Here is a 22,444-nt window from a genome sequence, read left to right as displayed (position 1 = left end):
GAATCTCCTCTAAGTATTGCTCCCCATATCCTTAAGAAATTTAAATATTTCAATATTAATGCTATCTGATATCATAGTAACAATATATATAAAAGCCGGTATAGTTATCATAATTATTATTAATCCGACTAATATTTTCAATGGCATTCCCAAAACAAATACATTCATCTGAGGTATGGTCTTTGATATTATTCCAAGTACTACATCTGCTATTAAAATAGCAGCCAAAATTGGTGCGGCTATTTTAAAACCTATCGAAAACATCTTCCGAAATACTTCTATTATGTTTTCAGTCATATCCGGACCAACTCCGGCACTTCCTATAGGTACAAGCGTAAAGCTCTGATACAGTGCCTTTATTAACAGATGATGACCGTTGGTTGCAAGAAATATCAGCATAGCCATCATATAATAAAGATTTGCAGTAATAGGAACCTGAATATTGCTGATTGGATCAAAAACATTAACCATACCGAAACCAATCTGCATATCAATTATCTGTCCCGCAATATAAATACTTGTAAAAAGAGCATATGCAACAAAACCTATCACAACACCGACCAAAAATTCTTTTATAACGTAAAAAGCATAAAGTAAATAGCTGTCTGTTGCTATAATATTATCCACCTTTATAACACTAGTCATTAAAACGGCTGTAGTAAATGCAATACCTATCTTCAAATAAGCAGGCATATTGCGGCCAAAAATAGGAGCAATAACAAACAAACCGGTCATTCTCACAAATACAAGCAGAAAAAGCTCCAGACTATTCAGCAACATGCCTAGTGGTATCTGCACATTCTCAACTCCTAAATTATACTAAAATCAAAATCTTACTGTATGCAATCAAGCTTATAAATTTATTTTCCTGAACAGTATATAAAAATCACTTTATAAACTGATTAATATTTATAAGTATGTTTTGCATATATTCCATCAATGTCCTTAGCATCCAAGAGCCAAATAAAGCAATAGCTGCAACAACAGCCAGAATCTTTGGCACAAAAGACAGAGTCTGCTCCTGAATCTGAGTAGTTGCTTGAAAAATGCTTACTATCAAACCAACAACCATACTAATGACCAATATTGGCGCTGCTACATATATTAAAACCTTCAATGCATCTTGTGCAATATAAATAATACCGCTTTCATCCATTAAATGCTTACCTCCAAACAGTAAAACCCGCCTAAAATACAGCTGTTATGATATTGCAGTGATTCTTACTTTAATTTCAATTATAATTGTAATAGTGGTTTAACCCCACTGCATACCCAATATTTTTACTTTCATCGCGCAAAGCTGAGTATAATGGATTGCGTCAGCATCCCCCAGCCATCAATTAAAACAAATAATAAAATTTTAAACGGCAGCGAAATCATCGACGGAGGAAGCATCATCATACCCATTGACATCAATGTGCTTGATACAATCATATCAATAATTAAAAATGGCAGAAATATTAAAAACCCAAATTTAAATGCAACAGTTAGCTCACTGATTAAAAAAGCAGGAACAACAATTGTAAGTGAAAGGGTTGCTGCATCCTCTGCTTTTATTCGTTCTGTCTGTCCGGAGAGTGTCATAAACAATGCTAAATCCTTTTCTCGTCCGTTACTGAATATCTGCTTTACCATCCATGTCTTAATTGTTTGAGAGCTGCTTTCAATAGCTTGCTTTTGAGTTATAGTCCCATTCGTATATGGCTGAAATGCATTTTTATTTATATCGGTTATAACAGGATTCATAACAAAGAATGTCAGAAAGAGAGCCAAACCAATCAAGACTTGATTAGGCGGCATTTGCTGCGTTCCAAGCGCATTTCTTAGAAATGACAAAATAATAATTATTCTTGTAAATCCTGTCATCATTATCAAAATTGAAGGTGCAATAGCCAGAACCGTTAATAATATCAAGAGCTGAATACTTGACGACACATCCTTAGGGTCATCTGAATTACCTATATTTATTCCGTCGGTGGTTACAGATATGTTTGGATTGGCCGCTAATACACTTTTTGCTCCTAAAAAGCAGAAAACCAGAATCAAAATGCTTGTTATTAATATTATTCTCTTAATATTCTTTTTTCTGTTCATTTTCACTCCGTTGTCCATTTATAGTATTAGTTATTTTCTTCAATTTTTCCAAATTATCTTTAAAGGTTACATCACTGTTCTGGATTTCATCATTACTTTTATAGCCTTGCTTAGAAATATCATTCAGATCCTTTTCAGTACCATTTTTAGCTTGGCTGCCAAAGCTTGAAACATACTTTTTCAACACAGCCTTAAAATCAATAACCTCTGAAATTGGATTTTTTACTCCTTCATCCTTATAGTCATTTAAATTAACCTTAGTTAAAAATTCGATATTTTTATTTGTAGCCGAAATGAGAAAAAATTCGTCACCAATTTTTACAAGGTGAATCCTATTTGTCACACCAAGGCTTACTGTTTCCACAATTTGCATGTAGTTGCCCTTTAGTATCTTTTTTGACTTATACGATAAAATTCTTGTTGTAAGTATTAATAATCCGAAAACAAGTATAGATGCAAAAATTGCAAACAAATAATCTCCAATACCCATCTTATAACCTCAATGTCCTGTAAAATATCTAAGAAGTCAATTATCCATTTGATATGCCAAAAAAGGCTTGAACCGTAATCGTCTATAAAGTCAATTACTATCGGCTAAATAAAAGATATACTCGTCAACGATTCCATCTGCCGATAGTTTGGTTTTGAAGCTGAAGCCCACTAAGCCAAAACAAATTCAAACCCAAACTGCGTTAAAAATTAACTTAAAAGCTTAATTCGGCTGAAAAAGACGAAATAAATATCGTCCTTGAAATAAATATCATCGCGAAGGCTTGAACCATAATTGACTTTAGTCACTAAATACAAAATGACTCCTTAAAAAAACTACTACAAAATATCCTGCTGTTATCTAGCCAAATTAATATGATGCTCTAAAAAGAACCATACAAATTTTTAGCAATCAGCAGGATATCACAGTGCCAGATAATTCTTATTATCCAATAACCTTTTTTACTGCCTCGACTACACGGTCTGCCTGAAATGGCTTTACAATAAAATCTCTGGCTCCTGCCTGAATTGATTCAATAACCATAGCCTGTTGACCCATAGCAGAACACATAATTATCTTAGCATCACTATGTATTTTCTTAATTTCTCTTACAGCTGTTACTCCATCCATTTCTGGCATTGTAATATCCATTATAACCAAGTCAGGAGTAAGTTCCTTATATTTTTCAATTGCCTTTAACCCATTGTCAACATCAGCTGCTATTTCATAACCATTCTTAGATAATATATCCTTTATCATCATTCTCATAAATGCTGCATCATCAACAATTAAAATACTTTTACCCATAACTTTGTCTCTCCTTAATTATTCGTTGATTTTTATAATTATAATCGTTTTGATGGATGAATTATGTCAGTAATCCTTACACCAAAGCTTTCATCAATAACAACAACTTCTCCCTTTGCAATAGCTTTTCCATTTACCAATATATCAACAGGCTCTCCTGCAAGCTTATCGAGTTCTATAACTGAACCGGATCCAAATTCTAAAATATCCTTAATCAGCTTTTGAGTTCTTCCCAATTCCACAGTTACTTGCAGGGGTAAATCCATTATAAGTCCAATATTTTTTTTCTCAGAAGCAGACAAGCCATCATCAAAAGCCTGAAACTGCGCTGGTTGAACGCTAACTGAGCTTCTTTGCCTTTGTGGCTCCTGATATCCGCCATACCCAAATCCTTGCATCATTTGCTGCTGCATTACAGGCTGCTGCATAACTGGCTGTTGTATTACAGGCTGCTGCATAACTGGCTGTTGCATCACGGGCTGCTGTATTACAGGCTGTTCCACAATAGGCTGCTGCATATGCGGTTCAGAGACTTCCTTAATATTTTTTTGGTTTGCATCTGAAGAATTCAGAAGCTGAGCCACTAACTCCTTAGCAAATTTCATAGGCAAAAGCTGCATTATCTCGCTATCAATCAAATCACCAACCACCATTTTAAAGGCAACCTTTACCAGCCTTTCACCAACTTCAAAATCACCATATGGATCTCCATCCTCAAAGCTTACCATATACGCCTTTGGCGGGGATATATCAATTCTTTTTGCAAACATTGATGACATAGAAGTCGCTGAAGAACCAATCATTTGGTTCATTGCCTCACTTATTGCACTTAAATGAAGGTCGCTTAATTCCCCTTCAACTATTACACCCTCTCCACCCATCATTAAATCCGTAATAATTTTGACATCATCCTGTTTTAGAATCAACAGGTTACTGCCGATAAGTCCATCCGTATATTCTACCTTAACAGCTACATATTGTGAAGAATAACTTTTTGACAAATCTTCCCATGTCGTAATTGTAACGTTTGGAGTAGTAATTGTAACCTTCTGTGATAAAAGAGTAAACAGTGTAGTTGCAGAAGTACCCATGCTTATATTTCCAATTTCACCTAAGGCGTCAATTTCCTGAGTTGATAAACCATCACCAGAGCTTGACATACTGGCTGTATCATCAGCTGCCGTATTATTGACATCATCATAGTTATCCTCCTCCGAAGGAGAGCCGTTCAGTAACGCATCAATCTCTGCCTGTGTAAGCATATCTCCCATTCCTATTCTTCCTCCCTTCTTATCACATCTGTTATTTTTACTGCTATTTTATTTTTCTTTACACCGGGCTTGGCGTGGAACTTGGATATATCACCGACCATTACTTCCAAGTCAGCATTAACATGCGTTTCAAGCGGTAAAACATCTCCAACCTGCAAGTCAAGAAACTCACTGATATTAATTGATGTATTCCCCAATACAGCCCTTACGGGCACATAAGTATTCTCAATACGCAGTTCTATATCCTGTTGATTATTTTCAACTTTCTCCGATTCATTGCTGGTGAACCAGAGCTTTGTACTCAATTTTGGCATTATAGGTTCAACTACCATGTGAGGTATACATATATTAATCATACCCTTCACTTCACCAACTACAACATTCAAAGTTATCAGTGCAACCATTTCATTCGGGTGAATAAGCTGTGCAAACTGAGCATTTGTTTCTATCTTTTCCAGCCTTGGTTTTATAGATATGATACTCTCCCATGGCTCACGCATCAGGTTAAGTATTTGTACTATAATTCTTTCCAGTATTGCCAGCTCAATCTCAGTAAACGACCTGACTCTATCCATTGCAGATCCTCTTCCGCCAAGAATTCGGTCAATTAGAGAATATGCTATGCTTGGATCCATTTCAAATATTATTGATCCGTTTAGCGGACTAAAATCAACAACTGCAAGCACTACAGGATTAGCTAATGAATTACTGAACTCACTGTATTGCAGAGCATCTACCGACAAAACATCAACTTGCACCAATGTCCGCAAATACCCGGACAAAAAAGACTGAATTAATCTGGCATAGTTTTCATAAATAAACTGAAGAGTACGTTTATGGTCATTTGCAAATTTAGGCGGCTTCTTAAAATCATGAAGCTTTACTTTCTTTTCGGTTTTAGTAGTTTGAATCTGCTGTACATCAATATCCCCTGTAGTAAGGGCCTTTAGCAGTTCATCAATCTCATTCTGAGATAATATATCTCCCACAAGCCCACCTCCTATTGATAAAACCAATCCAAAGTTACAGAATAAACAAGCGGACTTGCCTTTTTATCATTTTTAGTCAATATCTCATTTATTTCATCCTTCAAATCTTCTTCTGCTTTAGTTCGGGTATCTTTTTTAGCGACATCATCCAATGTCAGTTCCTGAAAATATGTACCTATAGCAGAATTTATTTCTGTACTGTAAAAATCAATCTTAGCCGTAACATCTTCCTCTTCCATGTCATCAACCGTCTTAAAATGCTTCATGCTTGCACTGAGTGAAATAACTGCAACCTGTTTGGGGTCAGTTTTTTTCAGGTTAAAATTCTTAGCCTCACAAATAATTTTGTTTGAAAGTTCATCGTCTCCCGGAATTTTCTGTTCCACCACGACAACCTCTTTTTCGGAGCCTGAACTTCCACTCGCAAAAAAGAAATAGCCTATCGCAAGGAAAGCAAGAGTTATTGATAAACATGCCACTATAACAAGTAAGACAAAATAGCTGCTTTTTCCCTCCAAAGCCTTTTCCTCCTTAAAGTTAAATATCTAGTAAATAAACCTCCAGCAAAAGCATCACTATCTAATAACAACAACTTTATACTATTTATTATATTACTCTTCGCATAAAATCTTTGTTGGAATTTCATATTTATTGTCAAAAATATTTTTTTTATATCGTATTACTTTACTAACAACTTCATCGATACTCTCTGTAACAACATACCTTTTACCGTTGTTCAATGTTATAACCGTATCAGGAGTACTCTCTATTGTCTCAATCAAATCACAATTTATTACAAATGTTGCAGCATTTAATTTAGTCAATCTAATCATAATATTAATACTCCAAAAAAACAATAGATAAATTCAAAACAAATTTACAAAATAAGGTTATTTTCGAGGTTTTACTACCAAAGACATTGAAATATTATGTCTTTGGCAGTATTATTTCCTCTATATTCTATCTTTTCAAGTTTACCAGCTCCTGAAGCATTTCATCTGATGTAGTAATGATTCGGCTGTTAGCCTGAAAGCCTCTTTGAGTAATTATCATATTGGTGAATTCACTTGAAAGATCTACATTTGACATCTCAAGCGTTCCCGGAGTCAAAGTACCTGTTCCTCCTGTTCCCGCAGCCAATCCCTTTGTAAAATTACCTGAATTTGTTGTGGGAATAAATAAATTGTCTCCAACCTTTTCAAGTCCGGCAGGATTTGAAAAGCTGGCCAGAGCAATACAGCCCAATGATTGCTGTTCACCATTACTGTAAATTCCCGTAATGATTCCATCCGAACCTATGCTGAAGGTTGTAAGAGTACCAGTCGAATATCCGTTAACATCTGACGGAACCACGGAGCTGTCTGCAGCAAACATAGTTAAATTGTTAAAGTTCAGATTTATATCAAAATCAGCGGCACCTGTCGCCGGATCCAAATCAACCTTACATGTATTGGCAGAGCCTTCTATGATCTTTCCTTTTGTATCAAATTTAACCTGCCCCGCTTCACCTAACGCATAAGTGTCAGGGGTATCCGTACCGTTGTCATGTGTAACAGTATACTCCCAAGTTGTCCCTGTATCATCTGCGGAAACCTTTTTAAAATTAACCGACAATTCATAGCTGTTTCCTAATGCATCATATACCGAAAAAGGAACGGCAAACTGAGTGTCAGTCGCTCCTGCTCCCAAAGCTTCATTAGAAGCATTTAAATTGCCGGAGAAAGCAGCTCTGGTAGTTACATTTGCAGCGATTATCCTTTTATTCCCATTACTGCTGTCAGCATACAGGTTAATAGGCTCAACCGGGCTTTCAGTGTCAAAGGAACCATCCTCATTCTTCTTCTGCCAGCCATATACACAATATCCGCTTCCGGATACAAGATTACCAAGCTTGTCCAATCCAAAATTACCGGCTCTTGTAAATTTATAAGTATCAGCACTTGAACCTCTGACTATAAAAAAGCCGGCACCTGAAATTGACAAGTCTGTTGCATTATCAGTTCTCTCAGGACTGCCTGTGCTCATCATAGTGTCTACAGAGCCAACACTGGTGCCAAGACCAACCTGTATTGGATTTGTACCTCCCCTGCTTGTGGAAGAATCAGGAGCCGAAGCCCCGCTAAGTGTCTGGTTAAATACCTCCTGAAAGGTTACTCTGCTTGATTTAAAACCGACTGTATTTACATTCGCAACATTATTACCAATAACATCCATTCTTTGCTGGTGTGCCCTTAAACCTGAAACACCAGAAAACATTGATTTCATCATATCTTTTTTAACCCCCCTCATTTAATCTAAGGTTTTCGCCGTTCCGTCCGTCATTCGGGAACGTTATTCAGCCTCCCAAAAGGGTCCGGCTGATTTTTGCGTTAAGCAAATATTGCACCGTCAATGTTTGTAAAAACATTGTCCTTTAGTTCACTTTTGTTTACAGCTGTAATAACAGTTTTACTGTTTACATTTACAACAAAAGCCATATTATCCAGAATAACCAATGAATCTCTAACACCTTTTTTCTGAGCCATTGAAACAGCATTATCAATTTTATCCTTCTGAGCCTTGGTTAAATCAATATTGCGTGCCTGCATTCTTAACTCGGCATGTTTTGAAAACTTCACTCCCTCGTTCTTATCAATTGCTTGCTGAAGAAAATTTTCAAATCCGTTTCCTGCCTCAGGTATATTGCTTCTTACATTATTGGTTTGAACCTTCCCAGTCGTTAAAGGCGAATTTATTATCCTGTTTGAATAATTATTGCTGATAACCATAACAACTCACCTTCTCTCATTATTCATCCGCTGTTTCCTCTTGTTCCGTTGTATCACCTGCTGTATCATCTACAGCCTGTGCAGCAACCTTCTGAATATTTGATACACTATAAACTGATACATATACATCATCCAGTACTCCGGTTATATTTCCGGCATCATCAATGCTGTAGCTCTTCAGCTTAGCAGTGACAGGAACCTTGTTGCCGTCTTTATCTTTAATTGTTATAGAAACCTGTTTGCCTATATTGTCCTTTAAGTACTTATTAGTATAATCAGGATCTGTGGATTTTGACCCGGTAATCTCTGCAATATTTACATTTACATTATTCATTACTGCATAATCCTCGGTAAGGCCTTTTTGAATCTGTGTTACATCACCGCTCAAATATATCAAATCTCCGCTTGATGAATCATATACAGCACCCTTTACCTGGAATCCGATTAAATTTGAATAGTTGGATATATCTGAATTTGCGTAATTCATATCAACAACTTCTGATAAGCTATCAATGTCAACATCCTGATCATTCACAACCAGATAAACCTTCCCATTCGACATCTTTACAGTAGACACTTGTCCCTGAACAGTTTTTACTTCCAGAGTATCCTCATCGGTGGTATTTGCAGTAATATACTTGCCAATCAAGCTGAAAGCCTGAGAATTTGTCAGTACACCGTTCATGTTCTGCATCTGCTCCAAAGAGCTGAACTGTGCCATTTGAGCGATAAATTCCTTGTCATCGGTAGGTTCCAATGGATCCTGATATCTGAGCTGAGTTACCAGCAAATTCAAGAAATCATCCTTACCCAAACTACTGCCGGTCTTCCTTGAATTAGCACTGCTTTCAGTCTTTGCAATTATTTCATCAATGTATCCTGATATGCCGCTTGTAGCCAAACCTTTCACCTCCTGTAATTTAAGCCGTCAAATTAATAGTATTTGTCTCATTTGAATATTGTGCAAGCCTTTCGGGCAGTACATCAAATGCATCATAGCCTGCTTTTCCTATGCCGGTTTCATTTCTGTCATAACTGGTGTGATTGCCTGAATTTTTGCCACTGCTGTCAAACAAATTCTGCTGTCTGTATTCACTTTGCTTCTCTTGTCCGACTTGAACACTGACATTATCAATTGACAATCCCTGCTTTTCCAAAGAATCCTTCAGCAGTTGCATATTGGTTTCTATTATCTCTTTAACCTGCTGACTTTCTGCAATAAACTTTGCCGCAACTATTCCCTGCTCGGTAACAACCTTTAATTCAAGTTTCCCCAAGTGATCCGGCTTCAAATGAATAATCATCTCTGATTTATCCTGACCTATAATCACCTTTGCCTGCTCTGCAACCTGATTTATTACCTCTGCTGTCCTGACAGTCTGCGGTGTTGAATATTCCGCCTTAGTTGCAGGCGTTTGGTTATTAAGCATATTAACCTTCATATCAGCTGCCTGAGCATTTTGCTGATTCAACTGCTGATTAAAGTCATCTCCCGTATTTACCTGAGTACTGATTTCTTCAGCATTTGATTGTACATTGGCACTGATATTCCCTGCTTTGCCCGAGTTTTCCTCAGATTTAGAGTCATCTTTTTTTGCTGATTCCTTATTGTCTTTATTAACAGCAATTTCTTGTGTTTTTTGTTCTGCTTCTGAGCCTTCCGAAGCTTCTGGAACAGCCTCTGACTCTGAATCTGTCTGCACTGTTTTTACCTCAGTACTTGTTTTAATCTGGGCTCTCATTGCTTCAACAACCTTCGAAATCTCTGAACTAACAGATTCGTGAGTTACCTCGGCATTTCTAAGCATTTGATTGAGCCTTGCCTTAATGTCACCAGAAATTTCTGAAATACTAATACTCTCTTCTTTACCTGCATTCAAACCATTTACACCTTCATCAGCTACAGAGCTATTCAGCTTTGCTTCTGCTTCTGCACCGGTCTCAGTACTAACCTGCTTCGGAATTTCCACAGCTAAAATATTCATCAAAGCCTTTTGTGAATCATTGAGCTGTAACACATCAGCAAGCTTACCCATAAAAGCATTAAGGGTGTCTGCATTTTTTAAATCTTCCGCGCTGAAGCCCAGCTCATCTGCAAGCTTTACCAGCTCATTCGGCTGAATTCCAAGCATCTGTGCCAATACATTTATTGTGTCATCATATTTCTTTGAATCCTTAGCTCCTGAATCCTGTATGTCTTGTACTGAAGCATTGTCAACAGTTTTTGCCGCTGATTTTTCTTGTGTATTAACTGAATTCTCCCTCTCCACTTCTCTGTAAGACTGATACCTGATCTTTGATTTGGTATCACAAGACACGTCATTCTCTTTTGCGGTTATTTTCTTATCCCTTGAGTATCTGCTAGTATTGTTCACAGTATTTTCAAAAACCGAACTGAATGCTGTATCCCCAGAAGCCTGAGAAGCCTTTGCCCTAATATTGATTGTACTTTCCTTTCCTTGAGAAAAAAGCACCTTAGAGGTATTGCTGTAAGTTATCATTTTTTCGCCTCCCTTCACAGTAATATTTTTATTGTAATGCAGCTCATTTTGTGATACTGCTTATTACCATTAATCAAAAAACATACTCTTCTACTTACTTGCAGCTGCAGAACCAACATTATAAATCTTTGCAAGCTGCTCTGATACCTTCGCAGCAAATGAGGGTGTCATCTCTGCCAAAATTTCTCCGGATGTTTTTTTATTCAGGTTTTTAAGTATTTCAACAATCAATGTCATCTTGCCTGAACCCATCTGCTCCATAATAGAAGCCACAGCGCCGGCATCCATTTCTTCATATATTGAACAGTACTTTTTAACATCGTCACTTATCTTTTCATCCTGTAAAATCTCTTTATATAGCTTAGCCGCAGTCTCAGAGTCAATTTTTTCATAGTATGTCTTAAAAGCAGCTGTATCTCCTTTTGCAATAGCGTCAGAAATATTTTCAAAGTCCTTCCTCAAGCTTTCATTATCAGCTGTAAGCTTCAGGTTTTCTTTTTCCATCTCATCATTTTGCTGCTGAAGAAGTCCCGAGCCTGAATCTTTCGCTGTTAATTGTTTATTTAACTGTTCAACCTGATTTGTTAAATCAGAAACCTGTTTATCTAATTCTTCCTTATCATTTCTAAGGCCTGAATACTTTGCTCTTACCTCTTCTTCAGTCATGTTCTTTTCATCTTCAATATCCGGCCTTTCCGGCAGAGCAAGCCTCAAAACCGGTATCCCTGCCAAGGTATCTCCCATACTGTCGGCTATGCCGTTTACATTGCTCTTTATGGCAAAGAAAAATACACTTCCAATGATTAATACAACCAATAAAAGTGCCGTAAAAATTGAAATAATATAAAACGGCAAGCTACTTTTAACATCATTCTTATCTGACGCTTTATTTTTGCTGCCTTTATTAAGGTTCTGGCTTTTACTCAATTCTCTGAGAGCTTCGTTTATCCCTGTACCGGAGCTTTCTGCATTTTCATTTTTAGTCTCGGCCATTTTATTCTCCTTAACCCTTTAGCTGTCTTTAAACTTAAAACTGTTCAGTTCATCTATTATAATTTGTTCTGACTTATTCTGCTCTTTTATGTAATCCTCAAATTTTCTCTCTTTTAGCTTTTCAATAACCTTTCTCTCTTGCATGGCTTTGATCAAGCCCTCCCTATTTGTATCGACATTGTCTTGTGCAACATTTACATTTTCTTTTTGATTAATAATTTTTTCTTTCATTAACGATAAATAATTATTGTATAATCGAACCCTGTAGACAGGAATCCCCTCATCAACCTCGCCTGACAAGCTGCTTACTGATGCATTTTTTACATTATTCAATTCTTCCAGATAAGCCTTCTGTCTTTCAAGCTCCTTTGTGGAACGAGCAAGATTATTCTTGGCGTTATCCTCCATCTGTACCTTTAGTTTTAGAACAGATTCAAGTCTGAATGCAAATTTCTGCATTGCTCACTGCCTCCCAGCATTTTATTTAAGCAAGTTTAAAACATTATCCCTGACATCCTCAAAAGACACCTTCTGTCCTGTTTCCTGCTGAAGAAAAGCAGTTATTGCATCATTATATCTAATAGCATAGTCAATTTTCTCACTGCTGCCCTTCGAGTATGCACCAATATTTATCATGTCCTCAGATTCTTTGTATATTGCCATGGCTTTTTTGATATCAGAGGCACATTTTTTTTGTTCTTTATCTATAATATCGCCCATTACCCTACTTACACTTGCCAGCACATCTATTGCCGGATAATGATTCTTATTAGCCAGCGCTCTGGATAATACTATATGTCCGTCCAATATACCTCTGGCCGTATCTGTTACAGGTTCAGTCATGTCATCTCCGTCAACCAGAACTGTATATAATCCGGTAATTGAACCCTTCTCAGCTGTACCTGCTCTTTCCAACAGCTTTGGAAAAACTGAAAACACCGAGGGAGTATATCCACGAGAGACAGGAGGTTCACCAATGGAAAGACCAACCTCTCTTTGTGCCATAGCATATCTGGTCAGAGAATCCATCAATAGCAAAACATCTTTTCCCTTATCTCTGAAATACTCAGCAATAGCTGTCGCAACCAAGGCTCCCTTAAGTCTTACCAGAGCAGGCTGATCTGATGTAGCAACCACTACTACTGATCTGGACAACCCTTCCTCTGATAAATCCTTTTCTATAAACTCCCTAACCTCTCTTCCGCGCTCTCCTATAAGTGCAATTACATTTATATCAGCCTTTGTATTTCTGGCTATCATTCCCATCAAAGTGCTTTTGCCTACACCACTGCCTGCAAATATACCGACTCTCTGACCTTTACCCACAGTAAGCAATCCATCAATTGCTTTAATTCCTAGTGGAAGGGGCTCGAAAATCCTTTTTCTTGTCATGGGATTAGGCGGTTTATTCATTGTTGGATAATTGATTTTAGTATTGATAGGGCCTTTCCCATCCATAGGTCTTCCCAAGCCATCCAGTACCCTTCCAATCAATTCATGCCCCACAGAAACAGAGAGGATTTCACCATTGGCCGAAACCAAGCTTCCGGGAGAAATACCTGTCATTTCACCCAAGGGCATAAGTAAAACCTTGTCATCCTTAAAGCCTACAACTTCGGCTTTAACATATCCGCCTCTCAAAACCCTGATATTGCATAAATCACCAATGCTGGCTTGAGGTCCGTCAGATTCTATGGTAAGTCCTACAACCTTTGACACCTTTCCTATGTACTCTATATAATCCTTTGATTGTAATTTATCCTGATATTTTTTAAGGTCTATCACCAAAACTTGACCCCCTACCTTATTGATGCAATTATTTCTATACAAAACACAAGGTTCGCAGCAAAGCATATTTAAGCAAGCCTTTCGCCCAAAACAGCCCTAAAATCACTTTCAAGCTTGTCAAGCTTGGTATCAACGCCTGCATCAATACTTCCCAAGGAAGTATCAATCACGCAGCCTCCTTCTTTTAAAGACAAATCCTTTTTGATTTCCGTTTCCTCTGATCTTTGAAGCATTGAAAAAAGCTCATCCTTATTTTCGTTTATATAATCATAATCCTGCTCGCTAATTCTCAAGATTGCCTTACTGTCTTTCGAACACTTCTCAAAAGCCTCTCTGACTAAAAGCAAAATGTTCTGTTTGCATTTAACTTCCTGACTTATAACCTTTCTGGCAATTTCTAAAATAGTATTTACAGCATCTGTTTCCAGAGAATTCAAAACCTTTTGATACTCGACACCTGCCTGTTCTTTAATTCCCTGAGCTTCTTCAATTAAATGTTCATATTCCTGCTTTGCCTGAGCGATTCCTTCTGCGTACCCTTCTTCTTTTGCTTCAAATATCACCTTGTTTTTCAGTTCCTCAATCTCAATACTTGACTTGGAAATAATTTCTTTAGCCTCCAGAAGTGCTTCCCTCACAATAAAATCAGCTTCTTCTTTCGCCTTATTAACTATTTCCTCTCCAATTGCTTTATAATCAACATTTTCTAATTCTTCTGGCTGTTTCTCATCTGCATTTTTTATTCTGACAACAGGTGGTTGATATGTCATTGGATTTAAAACCTGAAATGGCATACCGACATTTATCTGGTGATTTTTAAAAACCTTGTTATTAGACAATTATTTCATCTCCTCCGCCTCTGGAAATAACTATCTCTCCTGCATCTTCCAGCTTACGTATAATGTTGACAATCTTCTGCTGTGCTTCTTCTACGTCTTTGAGCCTTACAGGCCCCATAAATTCGAGGTCCTCTTTAATCATTTCACTCAGACGCTTAGACATATTCGAGAAAATAAGTCTTTGAACATCATCCGTTGCACCTTTAAGCGCAACCGCAAGCTGATTATTATCAACTTCTCTAAGAAATCTTTGAATTGATCTTCCGTCAAGAGTAAGGATATCTTCAAATACAAACATACGTCTCTTTATTTCTTCCGCTAAATCTGTATCTTCAATTTCTAAGGTTTCCATAATAAACTTTTCTGTTCCCCTGTCAACAGAGTTAAGGATATCTACTATCGACTGAACACCACCAGCCGCAGTATAGTCCTCTGTAACCAGTGAAGACAGTTTTTTTTCAAGAATACGCTCAACTTCCTTAATTACGTCTGGTGAGGTTCTGTCCATTGTCGCTATTCTTCTGGCAACATCAGCCTGTTTGTCCTGCGGAAGTGCAGATAGCACAATAGAGGCTTGATGCGGTTTTAAATATGCTAATATTAATGCGATTGTCTGTGGGTGTTCTCCCTGAATAAAGTTCAACAGTTGCGTGGGATCTGTCTTTCTAACAAAATCGAAAGGCCTGACCTGTAATGATACAGTCAGCTTATTTATAATATCAACAGCCTTCTGAGAACCTAACGCTTTTTCCAGAATGTCCTTTGCGTAACCAATACCGCCTTCTGCTATGTATTCCTGTGCAAGACAAATTTGATAAAATTCATCAAGAACTCTTTCCTTTTCCTCAGGACTAACTGACCTTATATTCGCTATTTCAAGAGTTAACTGTTCTATTTCCTCTTCTTTTAAGTGCTTAAAAATCTCAGCAGACTTATCGGGCCCCAAAGAAATAAGCAACATTGCCGCTTTTTCTCTTCCGCTGTATTCAGTCTTTGAACTAGCTCTAGTCAAACTCTTCACCCCACAAAATAAATTATGTCTACTTTTTTCAGATAACTTTATATAAATTACAAAACATATTATTCATAATCATCTGTAAGCCAATTACGAAGCAACTGAGCAACAGCATCCGGCTTTTGCTTTACAAACTTCTCCAATTGCTTCTTAACTTCCGACCTTTCTTCGGTGTCTATTTCAGGTACCGGCTCTTGTCTTAAATCATTTAAATTATATTTGGGCTGAAGCAGTTCATCGGCAGCAGCAGCAAATACCGGCTCCTGAGATTGCTGTTTGCTCTTTCTTGGAATTGCAACTATTACCAATGCGATAAGCATTAACAGCAGCAACGCCAACAAGCCATACTCTGACAGCAAGCCTTTTATCATTTCAGCTGTTGTAGGTACCTCTTCAACCTTCGGCTGCACCTTTAACTTTGTAACAGCAATATTTTCTACAGGAATACCAGTTGCCTTGCTGGCTAAATCCTGAACCTGAGCTATTAATTCATCAGTCAATTTAGTATCATCAGCTACTCTGTTACCATACAGCAGAGTAATGGCAGCAGTAGTCTTCTCAGGTATTACCTCTCCCAAAGATTTTTCGCTCTGCTTTTCTGATTGATTATAAGCATAGGTTTCTTTAAGGCTTGACTTTTTATAAGATTCCGCATTAGTTGAGCCATTTGGATATGACGGAGTTGTTGTTCCGGGATTTGCATCCATGCCGACAGTTTCTCCCTCAGTTCCGTTTGTCAGTTCCTCTTTTGACTCCTCTTTAGCCGTTACTGCTCCGGAATCCATATCATTCGGATTTGAAATTTCTTTTGACGATTGAGTTAATGTGTCAAAATCAAGTATAGGATTTACAACAACTTTGGCTGAATCAAAGCTGTCAAATTGCTGACCATTGAGCACATTTTTAAGATTTTCTTCAAGATCTGTTTTTACTTTTATTTTCATTTCATATTTTGTCGAGGTCTTGCTCATTTCGTTGTCTGTATCGGAATTTAAAGCATTACCTTCTTCATCAATAACCGTAACATTTGAAGGATCCAATCCCTCAACGCTGCTTGCAACTACCTTGACGATATTCTGAGCCTGCTCCGGCGTAATCTCTCCATCACGGGTAATTACAACAGAGGCTTTCGCATCTTTATTATTAGTAGAATCAATAAAAAGCGTACTTTCAGGTACGGATATCGTTACACTTGCATCCTTAACATTCTGAATAAGCTTAAGCTGCCTTGCAATATCCGACTCATCAAGCTCTTGCCATATGTGCTTCTTATCACTCTCGGTTGTATTAATTTTAATATTGCTGAGAGCATCAGCAAAAGTCAGGCCATTTTTGGGATAACCCGCAGTAGCTAATTCTAAATGGGCATTATCACTGTCTTTCACATCCACAATAATGCCTGCCTTATTGTCAGTCAGCTTGTATGAAATTCCTTTTTCTGTTAACACCTTCTGCATTGCTGCTATATCCGTAGAACTGGCATTTTCAATTACCGTAGTATATGTAGGCTTTGTAAGTAAGTATAGACCTAATCCAACAGCAACAGTAACAATACCCGCCGTTATATATATCCTAATTTTTTGGGATTTTTCTAATCCCTTCCAAAAATCAACAATCGGCTTAAGTATCTTTGATAAAAATTCTGGCAAAACTACCACCCCAATATTGTATTAATTTATCTTTAGTACAGTATTTTCCCCCAAATTATCACATAACACTGTATTAAACCGTTTCGCATTTAATTTGCTATTTGCCTATATCTGCATTCTCATAATCTCAGAATATGCATCAACTACCTTGTTTCTTATAGACATAGTAAACTGCAAAGCTATATTAGCTTTTTCACCAGCAATTAATACCTCAGGAATATTATCTGTCTTGCCTAAAGCAAAATCTTCCTTTAATTGATCTGAATGATTCTCCAAATCAGTAACCTTCATAAGAGCAGAGTTAAGATATTCACCAAAACTCACCCCGGATGCCTTACCCTGATCATCAATACCACTAATTCTGAAGTTGTCTGGTATTAACTGTTTTACCTGCGAAATCCCATCAATTGCCATAATACCCTCCACGCCGAATTTTCGGCACAAAATATAGTAAAGAAACCTGTGGAGAACCTCTGCTGCGCAGAGATTGCTATCATTTTTCAACCTCAGTTAAACTCTTTCAAAATACTATTGAAACTAAAGCATTTATTTTCCTATTTCCAAAGCTTTCATAGCCATAGACTTTGTTGCATTTATAGATGTAACATTTGCTTCAAATGACCTTGTAGCTGAAATCATATTTACCATTTCTGTGACTACATCCACATTTGGCATACTTACATAGCCATCCTCATCAGCATCCGGATGTCCGGGATCATATACCTTTTTAAATTCTGAAGAATCTTCAATGATTTTTGTAACTCGTACACCTTGTCCATCAGATAATTTATCACTGGCAGCTGACAAAGCATCAGAAAAACTTCCCGTACCTGAGCGTTCTTCAAACAATACTTCTTTTCTCCTATAAGGAGTACCGTTCTCTGTCCTGGTTGTATTTGCATTTGCTATATTTTGAGAAATTATATCCATTCTGACTCTTTGAGCAGTTAAACCAGAAGCGCCAACATCAAGCGAACTAAAGAAACCCATAAATCATCATTTCCCTTCTCTTATAACATTTTTTATCTTACTGAAATTACCGTTTATCAGCTGAACTAAAGCGTTATATCTAATTGTATTTTTGGCCAAATAAGACATTTCGCTGTCAATGTCGACATTGTTGCCGTCAATACGCATGCTGGAATCTGAATTATCCTCTATAACAGCAGGCTGGAACTTGTCAACCTCTTCGTTAATATTCCCTTTATTAAGTGAATCTGCAAAATACTGTTCGAATGCAACATCTTTCCTCTTATAATCAGGGGTGTCTACATTTGCTATATTCTGTGAAATAGTGTCATTTCTGGCTTGAGCTACATCAAGGGCTTTCTCCATAATGCTATTCTTCCCGTATAATCCCTGTATCAAAATCAATCACTCTCCTATAAGATGTAAATATGAACATATATTATTAGATAAATTTTAGCATATTAAACTTAAAAAAACAACAAATTAAGCTCACATTCACTGATAATAGGACTAATTACTCACTATTTTTAGAACATTTTGTTAATATTTACCACGATTTCTATAGATTTTTGTGCTATTAGAGAGTTTCTTTTCCTTTTATCTCTAATACTGGTATCCACATTGCTAAACAATCCGAAATTGACATTCATTGGCTGAAAGTTTTTCACGCCGGCATCCGAAATATAATTACTCAGCGCGCCAATGGAAGTATTGGCAGGAAAAACTATACCTTCCCTGTCAAGACTCCTTGCGGCAGCATTTATTCCTGCCACAAAGCCTGAAGCTGTTGACTCAATATACCCTTCCACACCTGTAATCTGTCCGGCAAAATAAATATTATCACTGGATTTTAGTTTATATGTGCAATCCAATAGTTTAGGAGAATTTATATAAGTATTTCTATGCATAACTCCATACCTGACAAATTCGGCATTTTCCAGTCCCGGAATCAAGCTGAACACTCTTTTCTGCTCCGGCCATTTCAGATGTGTTTGAAAACCTACTATATTATATAGTGTGGCATTTTTATTATCCTGTCTGAGTTGAACAACCGCATATGGTTTAGCCTCTTTCCTGGGGTCCATCAAGCCTACAGGTTTCAGAGGGCCATATCTCATTGTGTCTTTACCTCTTTGTGCCATACTCTCTATGGGCATACAGCCCTCAAATACCATGTTCTTTTCAAAGCTTTTAACCTCTGCCAATTCTGCGCTTACCAATTCATTATAAAAAATTTCGTATTCTTCTCTGTTCATCGGACAATTTATATAATCCTCAGACCCTTTTCCATATCTGGCTGCTTTAAATGCCTTGTCCATATTTATAGACTCATAAGAAACAATTGGTGCAGCCGCATCAAAAAAATAGAGGTAATCATCCCCGATAATCTTCCTGATATACGTAAACATCGACTCCGATGTAAGCGGACCTGTCGCTATAACAGTAATATTATCATCCGGTATACTGTCCTGCTCCCCGTAAATTATTTCAATATTTTCATTATCCCTTACAGCCTTTGTAACATACTCCGAAAAGCCTTCTCTGTCAACAGCAAGAGCTCCGCCTGCCGGAACTCTTGTTGCATCTGCTGCTCTTAAAATTAACGAATCCATTATCCGCAGTTCCTCTTTCAGAAGTCCCACCGCATTTTCCAATTGATCCGACCTAAGTGAATTGCTGCATACCAGCTCTGCAAAATTTTCAGAGTGATGTGCAGGAGAATACTTCTGAGGCTTCATCTCATATAGCCTGACCTTTATCCCTCTCTTGGCAATCTGATATGCCGCCTCACATCCGGCTAATCCTGCTCCAATAACATTTATTGTTTTATTCATTCTATAACCTCCACGCCCGGTATCAGCACAAAATAAACCGAAAGGGCATTGCGCGCTTTCGGTTCAAAATAATTTTTTTAATTGCTTCTAAGCTGCTTACCTTTTTTGTATCTCATATTATACTGACTGTTCCTTATTTTGAGCTAACTTTTTTCAGCTGCCGCTTTCTTCTTAGCTTCAGCTTTCTTCTTCCCGGCAGGCTTTTTCCTTGCTGCCGAATCCTTTTCCTGCTTCTTCCTTCCAGCCGCTGTTTTTACTTTGGCAGAAGCTTTACTTACAGCCGCAGATGTTTTTGAGTTTGTTTTATTTTTCGTCTCCTTTAATTCGGCCTTTTCCTTTAATTCGGCATTGCTGCTGCATTTTTCATTACTGCAGTACAGCGAAATCTTCTTGCCTGAAGCCTTTTGCAGCATAAAAGACCCGCAAATCGAACATGCCTCATTAGCCGCCGGCATATCCCAGCTCATAAATGAGCATTCCGGATTCTTTTCACAGCCGATATATTTTCTTCCTTTTCTTGTCTTTTTTATAAGTACCCTGCTCTGACAAATCGGACATAAAACACCTGCATCTTCCACGATAGCTTTTGTGTTTCTGCAATCAGGAAATCCCGGACATGCTAAAAACTTGCCAAATCTTCCTTGCTTGACAACCATATACCTGCCGCACTTTTCACACTGCACATCAGATACCTCTACAGGAATCTCAACATTTCCGATACTTTCCTCAGCCTCCTTTAATACATCTTTAAAAGGAGCATAGAATTCTTTAAGGACTTCCTTCCATTCCTTTTCTCCCTCGGCAACATCATCTAGCTCGGCTTCCATCTGTGCAGTAAATTCAGCATTGACTATATCCTTAAAATGCTTTTTCATTATTTCATTTACTATATTGCCTAATTCAGTGGGCAGCAGACATTTTTTGTCCTTTATTACATATCCTCTTGATAAAATAGTAGATATTGTAGGCGCATACGTGCTTGGTCTTCCAATTGCTTTCTCCTCAAGTGCCTTAACCAAGGTTGCTTCAGTATATCTGGGAGGAGGCTGAGTAAAATGCTGCTTGGGCAAATTGTTTTTCAGCTCAAGCTCATCACCCTCAAAGAGCTGTGGCAGGCTATTAACCTCTTCCTCTGAGTCCTCATCCTTACCCTCAATATATAAAACCATAAATCCCGGAAACTTGATTTTTGAACCGCTTGCTTTAAAGAGGTATTCGCCTGCAGAAATATCGGCGTTAACCGTATCATAAACTGCGGATGCCATTTGACTTGCAATAAATCTGCTCCAAATAAGCCTGTAAACTTTATATTGCTCAGGTGTTAACGAATCCTTTATCTCATCCGGTGTCAAATCTACATAAGATGGGCGAATCGCTTCATGAGCATCCTGAGAAGCAGATTTATTTTTATATATTCTGGGAGTATCCGGAACATATTCGGCTCCGTATTTTTTATTTATATAATCTCCTGCCTCTGCCTGAGCCTCTGCTGATATTCTTGTGGAGTCTGTTCTCATATAGGTTATCAGACCAACTGAGCCTCGGCCTTTTATTTCAACACCTTCATACAGCTTCTGAGCAACCATCATTGTTCTTTTGGTACTGAAGCTGAGCTTTCTTGATGCTTCCTGCTGCAAGGTGCTGGTAATAAAAGGAGCTGCCGCAAACCTTTTCTTTTCCTGCTCCTTGACCTTTTGTACAATATATTTATTTTTTCCTATTTCGCTCAGAATAAGATTGACCTGTTCCTCATTCGCCAGCTCAATCTTTTCTTTTTTTGTCCCATAAAACTTTGCCTCAAACAATGGCTTGGTTTTTGGTTTTTCCAAGGTTGAAATAATTGACCAGTATTCCTCCGGGACAAAATCTCCGATTTCTCTCTCTCTGTCACAAATCATTTTAGTTGCAACAGACTGAACTCTTCCTGCACTGAGGCCTTTCTTTACCTTTTTCCAAAGCAAAGGGCTTATTTTATAGCCTACTATTCTGTCTAAAACCCTTCTCGCCTGCTGTGCATCAACAAGTCCCATATCTATCTCTCTGGGCTGCTTTAATGCATTTTTTACTGCATTTTGCGTAATTTCATTGAAAGAAACCCTGCACTTTTGTCCGTTATCGATATTTAAAATATGAGCCAAATGCCAGGATATTGCCTCTCCCTCACGGTCAGGGTCAGTTGCAAGATAGATTTTTTTTGCAGACTTAGCTTCCTTCTTAAGTTTTGAAATCACATCACCTTTTCCCCTTATAGTGATGTATTTAGGCTCAAAATTATTATCAATATCCACACCCATCTGACTTTTCGGTAAATCTCTCACATGCCCGACAGATGCTTCCACCTTATACCCCTTGCCCAAAAACTTTCCAATTGATTTTACCTTACCGGGAGACTCCACAATAACCAGGTTATCAGCCATTTTTTTCCTCCGTATATAA

Annotated in this window: 24 protein-coding genes; all 24 read right to left on the bottom strand. The window is 37.7% G+C overall.

Annotated elements, in window-relative coordinates:
- Positions 1-9 precede the first annotated feature (9 nt).
- Entirely contained in the window at positions 10-798 is a 789-nt protein-coding gene (gene fliR / locus LY28_RS02100) for a flagellar biosynthetic protein FliR (RefSeq protein WP_110460515.1), read from the bottom strand.
- An 88-nt stretch (positions 799-886) separates the two neighbouring features.
- Positions 887-1,156, bottom strand: a complete 270-nt coding sequence (fliQ, locus tag LY28_RS02095; RefSeq protein WP_110460514.1) for a flagellar biosynthesis protein FliQ — start codon at positions 1,154-1,156, stop codon at positions 887-889.
- A 131-nt stretch (positions 1,157-1,287) separates the two neighbouring features.
- Positions 1,288-2,094 carry a flagellar type III secretion system pore protein FliP gene (gene fliP / locus LY28_RS02090; protein ID WP_110460513.1) on the bottom strand — a complete coding sequence of 269 codons (807 nt, stop codon included), beginning with the start codon at positions 2,092-2,094 and terminating at the stop codon, positions 1,288-1,290.
- Positions 2,072-2,584: a flagellar biosynthetic protein FliO gene (locus LY28_RS02085; protein ID WP_110460512.1), complete on the bottom strand. Its 513-nt coding sequence runs from the start codon at positions 2,582-2,584 to the stop codon at positions 2,072-2,074. Before LY28_RS02085 ends, fliP begins: the two co-directional genes overlap by 23 nt.
- A 444-nt stretch (positions 2,585-3,028) precedes the next feature.
- Positions 3,029-3,391 carry a response regulator gene (locus LY28_RS02080; RefSeq protein WP_004621994.1) on the bottom strand — a complete coding sequence of 121 codons (363 nt, stop codon included), beginning with the start codon at positions 3,389-3,391 and terminating at the stop codon, positions 3,029-3,031.
- 38 nt (positions 3,392-3,429) lie between these two features.
- Positions 3,430-4,662: a flagellar motor switch phosphatase FliY gene (gene fliY / locus LY28_RS02075; protein ID WP_110460511.1), complete on the bottom strand. Its 1,233-nt coding sequence runs from the start codon at positions 4,660-4,662 to the stop codon at positions 3,430-3,432.
- A gap of 2 nt (positions 4,663-4,664) precedes the next feature.
- A complete protein-coding gene (gene fliM, locus LY28_RS02070) occupies positions 4,665-5,651 on the bottom strand; it encodes a flagellar motor switch protein FliM (protein ID WP_110460510.1) in 987 nt (328 codons plus the stop codon).
- A gap of 11 nt (positions 5,652-5,662) precedes the next feature.
- Positions 5,663-6,169: a flagellar basal body-associated FliL family protein gene (locus LY28_RS02065; RefSeq protein WP_110460509.1), complete on the bottom strand. Its 507-nt coding sequence runs from the start codon at positions 6,167-6,169 to the stop codon at positions 5,663-5,665.
- Between the two features lie 93 nt (positions 6,170-6,262).
- Positions 6,263-6,484, bottom strand: a complete 222-nt coding sequence (locus LY28_RS02060) for a flagellar FlbD family protein (protein ID WP_110460508.1) — start codon at positions 6,482-6,484, stop codon at positions 6,263-6,265.
- A 127-nt stretch (positions 6,485-6,611) separates the two neighbouring features.
- Entirely contained in the window at positions 6,612-7,919 is a 1,308-nt protein-coding gene (locus tag LY28_RS02055; protein WP_110460507.1) for a flagellar hook protein FlgE, read from the bottom strand.
- A gap of 101 nt (positions 7,920-8,020) precedes the next feature.
- Positions 8,021-8,419 (bottom strand): TIGR02530 family flagellar biosynthesis protein, encoded by a 399-nt coding sequence (locus LY28_RS02050; protein WP_110460506.1) that lies wholly within the window; start codon positions 8,417-8,419, stop codon positions 8,021-8,023.
- A 19-nt stretch (positions 8,420-8,438) separates the two neighbouring features.
- Entirely contained in the window at positions 8,439-9,320 is an 882-nt protein-coding gene (locus LY28_RS02045; protein ID WP_110460505.1) for a flagellar hook capping FlgD N-terminal domain-containing protein, read from the bottom strand.
- 19 nt (positions 9,321-9,339) lie between these two features.
- Positions 9,340-10,920: a flagellar hook-length control protein FliK gene (locus tag LY28_RS02040; RefSeq protein ID WP_110460504.1), complete on the bottom strand. Its 1,581-nt coding sequence runs from the start codon at positions 10,918-10,920 to the stop codon at positions 9,340-9,342.
- A gap of 90 nt (positions 10,921-11,010) precedes the next feature.
- The gene (locus tag LY28_RS02035) at positions 11,011-11,913 is read right to left on the bottom strand and encodes a MotE family protein (RefSeq protein ID WP_242981123.1); all 903 of its coding nucleotides are present in this window, start codon (positions 11,911-11,913) and stop codon (positions 11,011-11,013) included.
- Between the two features lie 18 nt (positions 11,914-11,931).
- The gene (fliJ, locus tag LY28_RS02030) at positions 11,932-12,372 is read right to left on the bottom strand and encodes a flagellar export protein FliJ (RefSeq protein WP_110460503.1); all 441 of its coding nucleotides are present in this window, start codon (positions 12,370-12,372) and stop codon (positions 11,932-11,934) included.
- A 21-nt stretch (positions 12,373-12,393) separates the two neighbouring features.
- Positions 12,394-13,698 (bottom strand): flagellar protein export ATPase FliI, encoded by a 1,305-nt coding sequence (fliI, locus tag LY28_RS02025; protein WP_340162526.1) that lies wholly within the window; start codon positions 13,696-13,698, stop codon positions 12,394-12,396.
- Positions 13,699-13,769: 71 nt separating this feature from the next.
- On the bottom strand, positions 13,770-14,540 hold the full coding sequence (locus LY28_RS02020; RefSeq protein WP_242981121.1) for a FliH/SctL family protein: 771 nt from the start codon (positions 14,538-14,540) through the stop codon (positions 13,770-13,772).
- On the bottom strand, positions 14,533-15,561 hold the full coding sequence (gene fliG, locus LY28_RS02015; RefSeq protein WP_110460501.1) for a flagellar motor switch protein FliG: 1,029 nt from the start codon (positions 15,559-15,561) through the stop codon (positions 14,533-14,535). The genes LY28_RS02020 and fliG overlap by 8 nt, the downstream gene beginning before the upstream one ends.
- A 59-nt stretch (positions 15,562-15,620) precedes the next feature.
- The gene (gene fliF, locus LY28_RS02010) at positions 15,621-17,213 is read right to left on the bottom strand and encodes a flagellar basal-body MS-ring/collar protein FliF (protein ID WP_242981120.1); all 1,593 of its coding nucleotides are present in this window, start codon (positions 17,211-17,213) and stop codon (positions 15,621-15,623) included.
- 96 nt (positions 17,214-17,309) lie between these two features.
- Positions 17,310-17,618: a flagellar hook-basal body complex protein FliE gene (fliE, locus tag LY28_RS02005; protein WP_110460499.1), complete on the bottom strand. Its 309-nt coding sequence runs from the start codon at positions 17,616-17,618 to the stop codon at positions 17,310-17,312.
- A 132-nt stretch (positions 17,619-17,750) separates the two neighbouring features.
- Entirely contained in the window at positions 17,751-18,194 is a 444-nt protein-coding gene (gene flgC, locus LY28_RS02000) for a flagellar basal body rod protein FlgC (protein ID WP_110460498.1), read from the bottom strand.
- 6 nt (positions 18,195-18,200) lie between these two features.
- Positions 18,201-18,572: a flagellar basal body rod protein FlgB gene (gene flgB / locus LY28_RS01995; protein WP_110460497.1), complete on the bottom strand. Its 372-nt coding sequence runs from the start codon at positions 18,570-18,572 to the stop codon at positions 18,201-18,203.
- Between the two features lie 128 nt (positions 18,573-18,700).
- Entirely contained in the window at positions 18,701-20,008 is a 1,308-nt protein-coding gene (trmFO, locus tag LY28_RS01990) for a methylenetetrahydrofolate--tRNA-(uracil(54)-C(5))-methyltransferase (FADH(2)-oxidizing) TrmFO (protein ID WP_110460496.1), read from the bottom strand.
- Between the two features lie 143 nt (positions 20,009-20,151).
- Positions 20,152-22,425 (bottom strand): type I DNA topoisomerase, encoded by a 2,274-nt coding sequence (gene topA, locus LY28_RS01985; protein ID WP_110460495.1) that lies wholly within the window; start codon positions 22,423-22,425, stop codon positions 20,152-20,154.
- Between the last annotated feature and the right edge of the window lie 19 nt (positions 22,426-22,444).

It is taken from the genome of Ruminiclostridium sufflavum DSM 19573 (genome assembly GCF_003208175.1).
GTDB classification, from domain to species: Bacteria; Bacillota; Clostridia; order Acetivibrionales; family DSM-1351; genus Ruminiclostridium; species Ruminiclostridium sufflavum.
This window is presented reverse-complemented; position numbering and strand designations above follow the sequence as displayed.

Bases quoted from the DNA above. Each gene is read 5' to 3' on its own strand.
- fliJ (WP_110460503.1), bottom strand. From the start codon at position 12,372: ATGCAGAAATTTGCATTCAGACTTGAATCTGTTCTAAAACTAAAGGTA.
- fliQ (WP_110460514.1), bottom strand. From the start codon at position 1,156: ATGGATGAAAGCGGTATTATTTATATTGCACAAGATGCATTGAAGGTT.
- LY28_RS02055 (WP_110460507.1), bottom strand. From the start codon at position 7,919: ATGATGAAATCAATGTTTTCTGGTGTTTCAGGTTTAAGGGCACACCAG.
- flgC (WP_110460498.1), bottom strand. From the start codon at position 18,194: ATGGGTTTCTTTAGTTCGCTTGATGTTGGCGCTTCTGGTTTAACTGCT.
- LY28_RS02050 (WP_110460506.1), bottom strand. From the start codon at position 8,419: ATGGTTATCAGCAATAATTATTCAAACAGGATAATAAATTCGCCTTTA.
- LY28_RS02080 (WP_004621994.1), bottom strand. From the start codon at position 3,391: ATGGGTAAAAGTATTTTAATTGTTGATGATGCAGCATTTATGAGAATG.
- LY28_RS02040 (WP_110460504.1), bottom strand. From the start codon at position 10,920: ATGATAACTTACAGCAATACCTCTAAGGTGCTTTTTTCTCAAGGAAAG.
- LY28_RS02035 (WP_242981123.1), bottom strand. From the start codon at position 11,913: ATGGCCGAGACTAAAAATGAAAATGCAGAAAGCTCCGGTACAGGGATA.
- topA (WP_110460495.1), bottom strand. From the start codon at position 22,425: ATGGCTGATAACCTGGTTATTGTGGAGTCTCCCGGTAAGGTAAAATCA.
- fliE (WP_110460499.1), bottom strand. From the start codon at position 17,618: ATGGCAATTGATGGGATTTCGCAGGTAAAACAGTTAATACCAGACAAC.
- trmFO (WP_110460496.1), bottom strand. From the start codon at position 20,008: ATGAATAAAACAATAAATGTTATTGGAGCAGGATTAGCCGGATGTGAG.
- fliP (WP_110460513.1), bottom strand. From the start codon at position 2,094: ATGAACAGAAAAAAGAATATTAAGAGAATAATATTAATAACAAGCATT.
- LY28_RS02085 (WP_110460512.1), bottom strand. From the start codon at position 2,584: ATGGGTATTGGAGATTATTTGTTTGCAATTTTTGCATCTATACTTGTT.
- LY28_RS02060 (WP_110460508.1), bottom strand. From the start codon at position 6,484: ATGATTAGATTGACTAAATTAAATGCTGCAACATTTGTAATAAATTGT.
- fliY (WP_110460511.1), bottom strand. From the start codon at position 4,662: ATGGGAGATATGCTTACACAGGCAGAGATTGATGCGTTACTGAACGGC.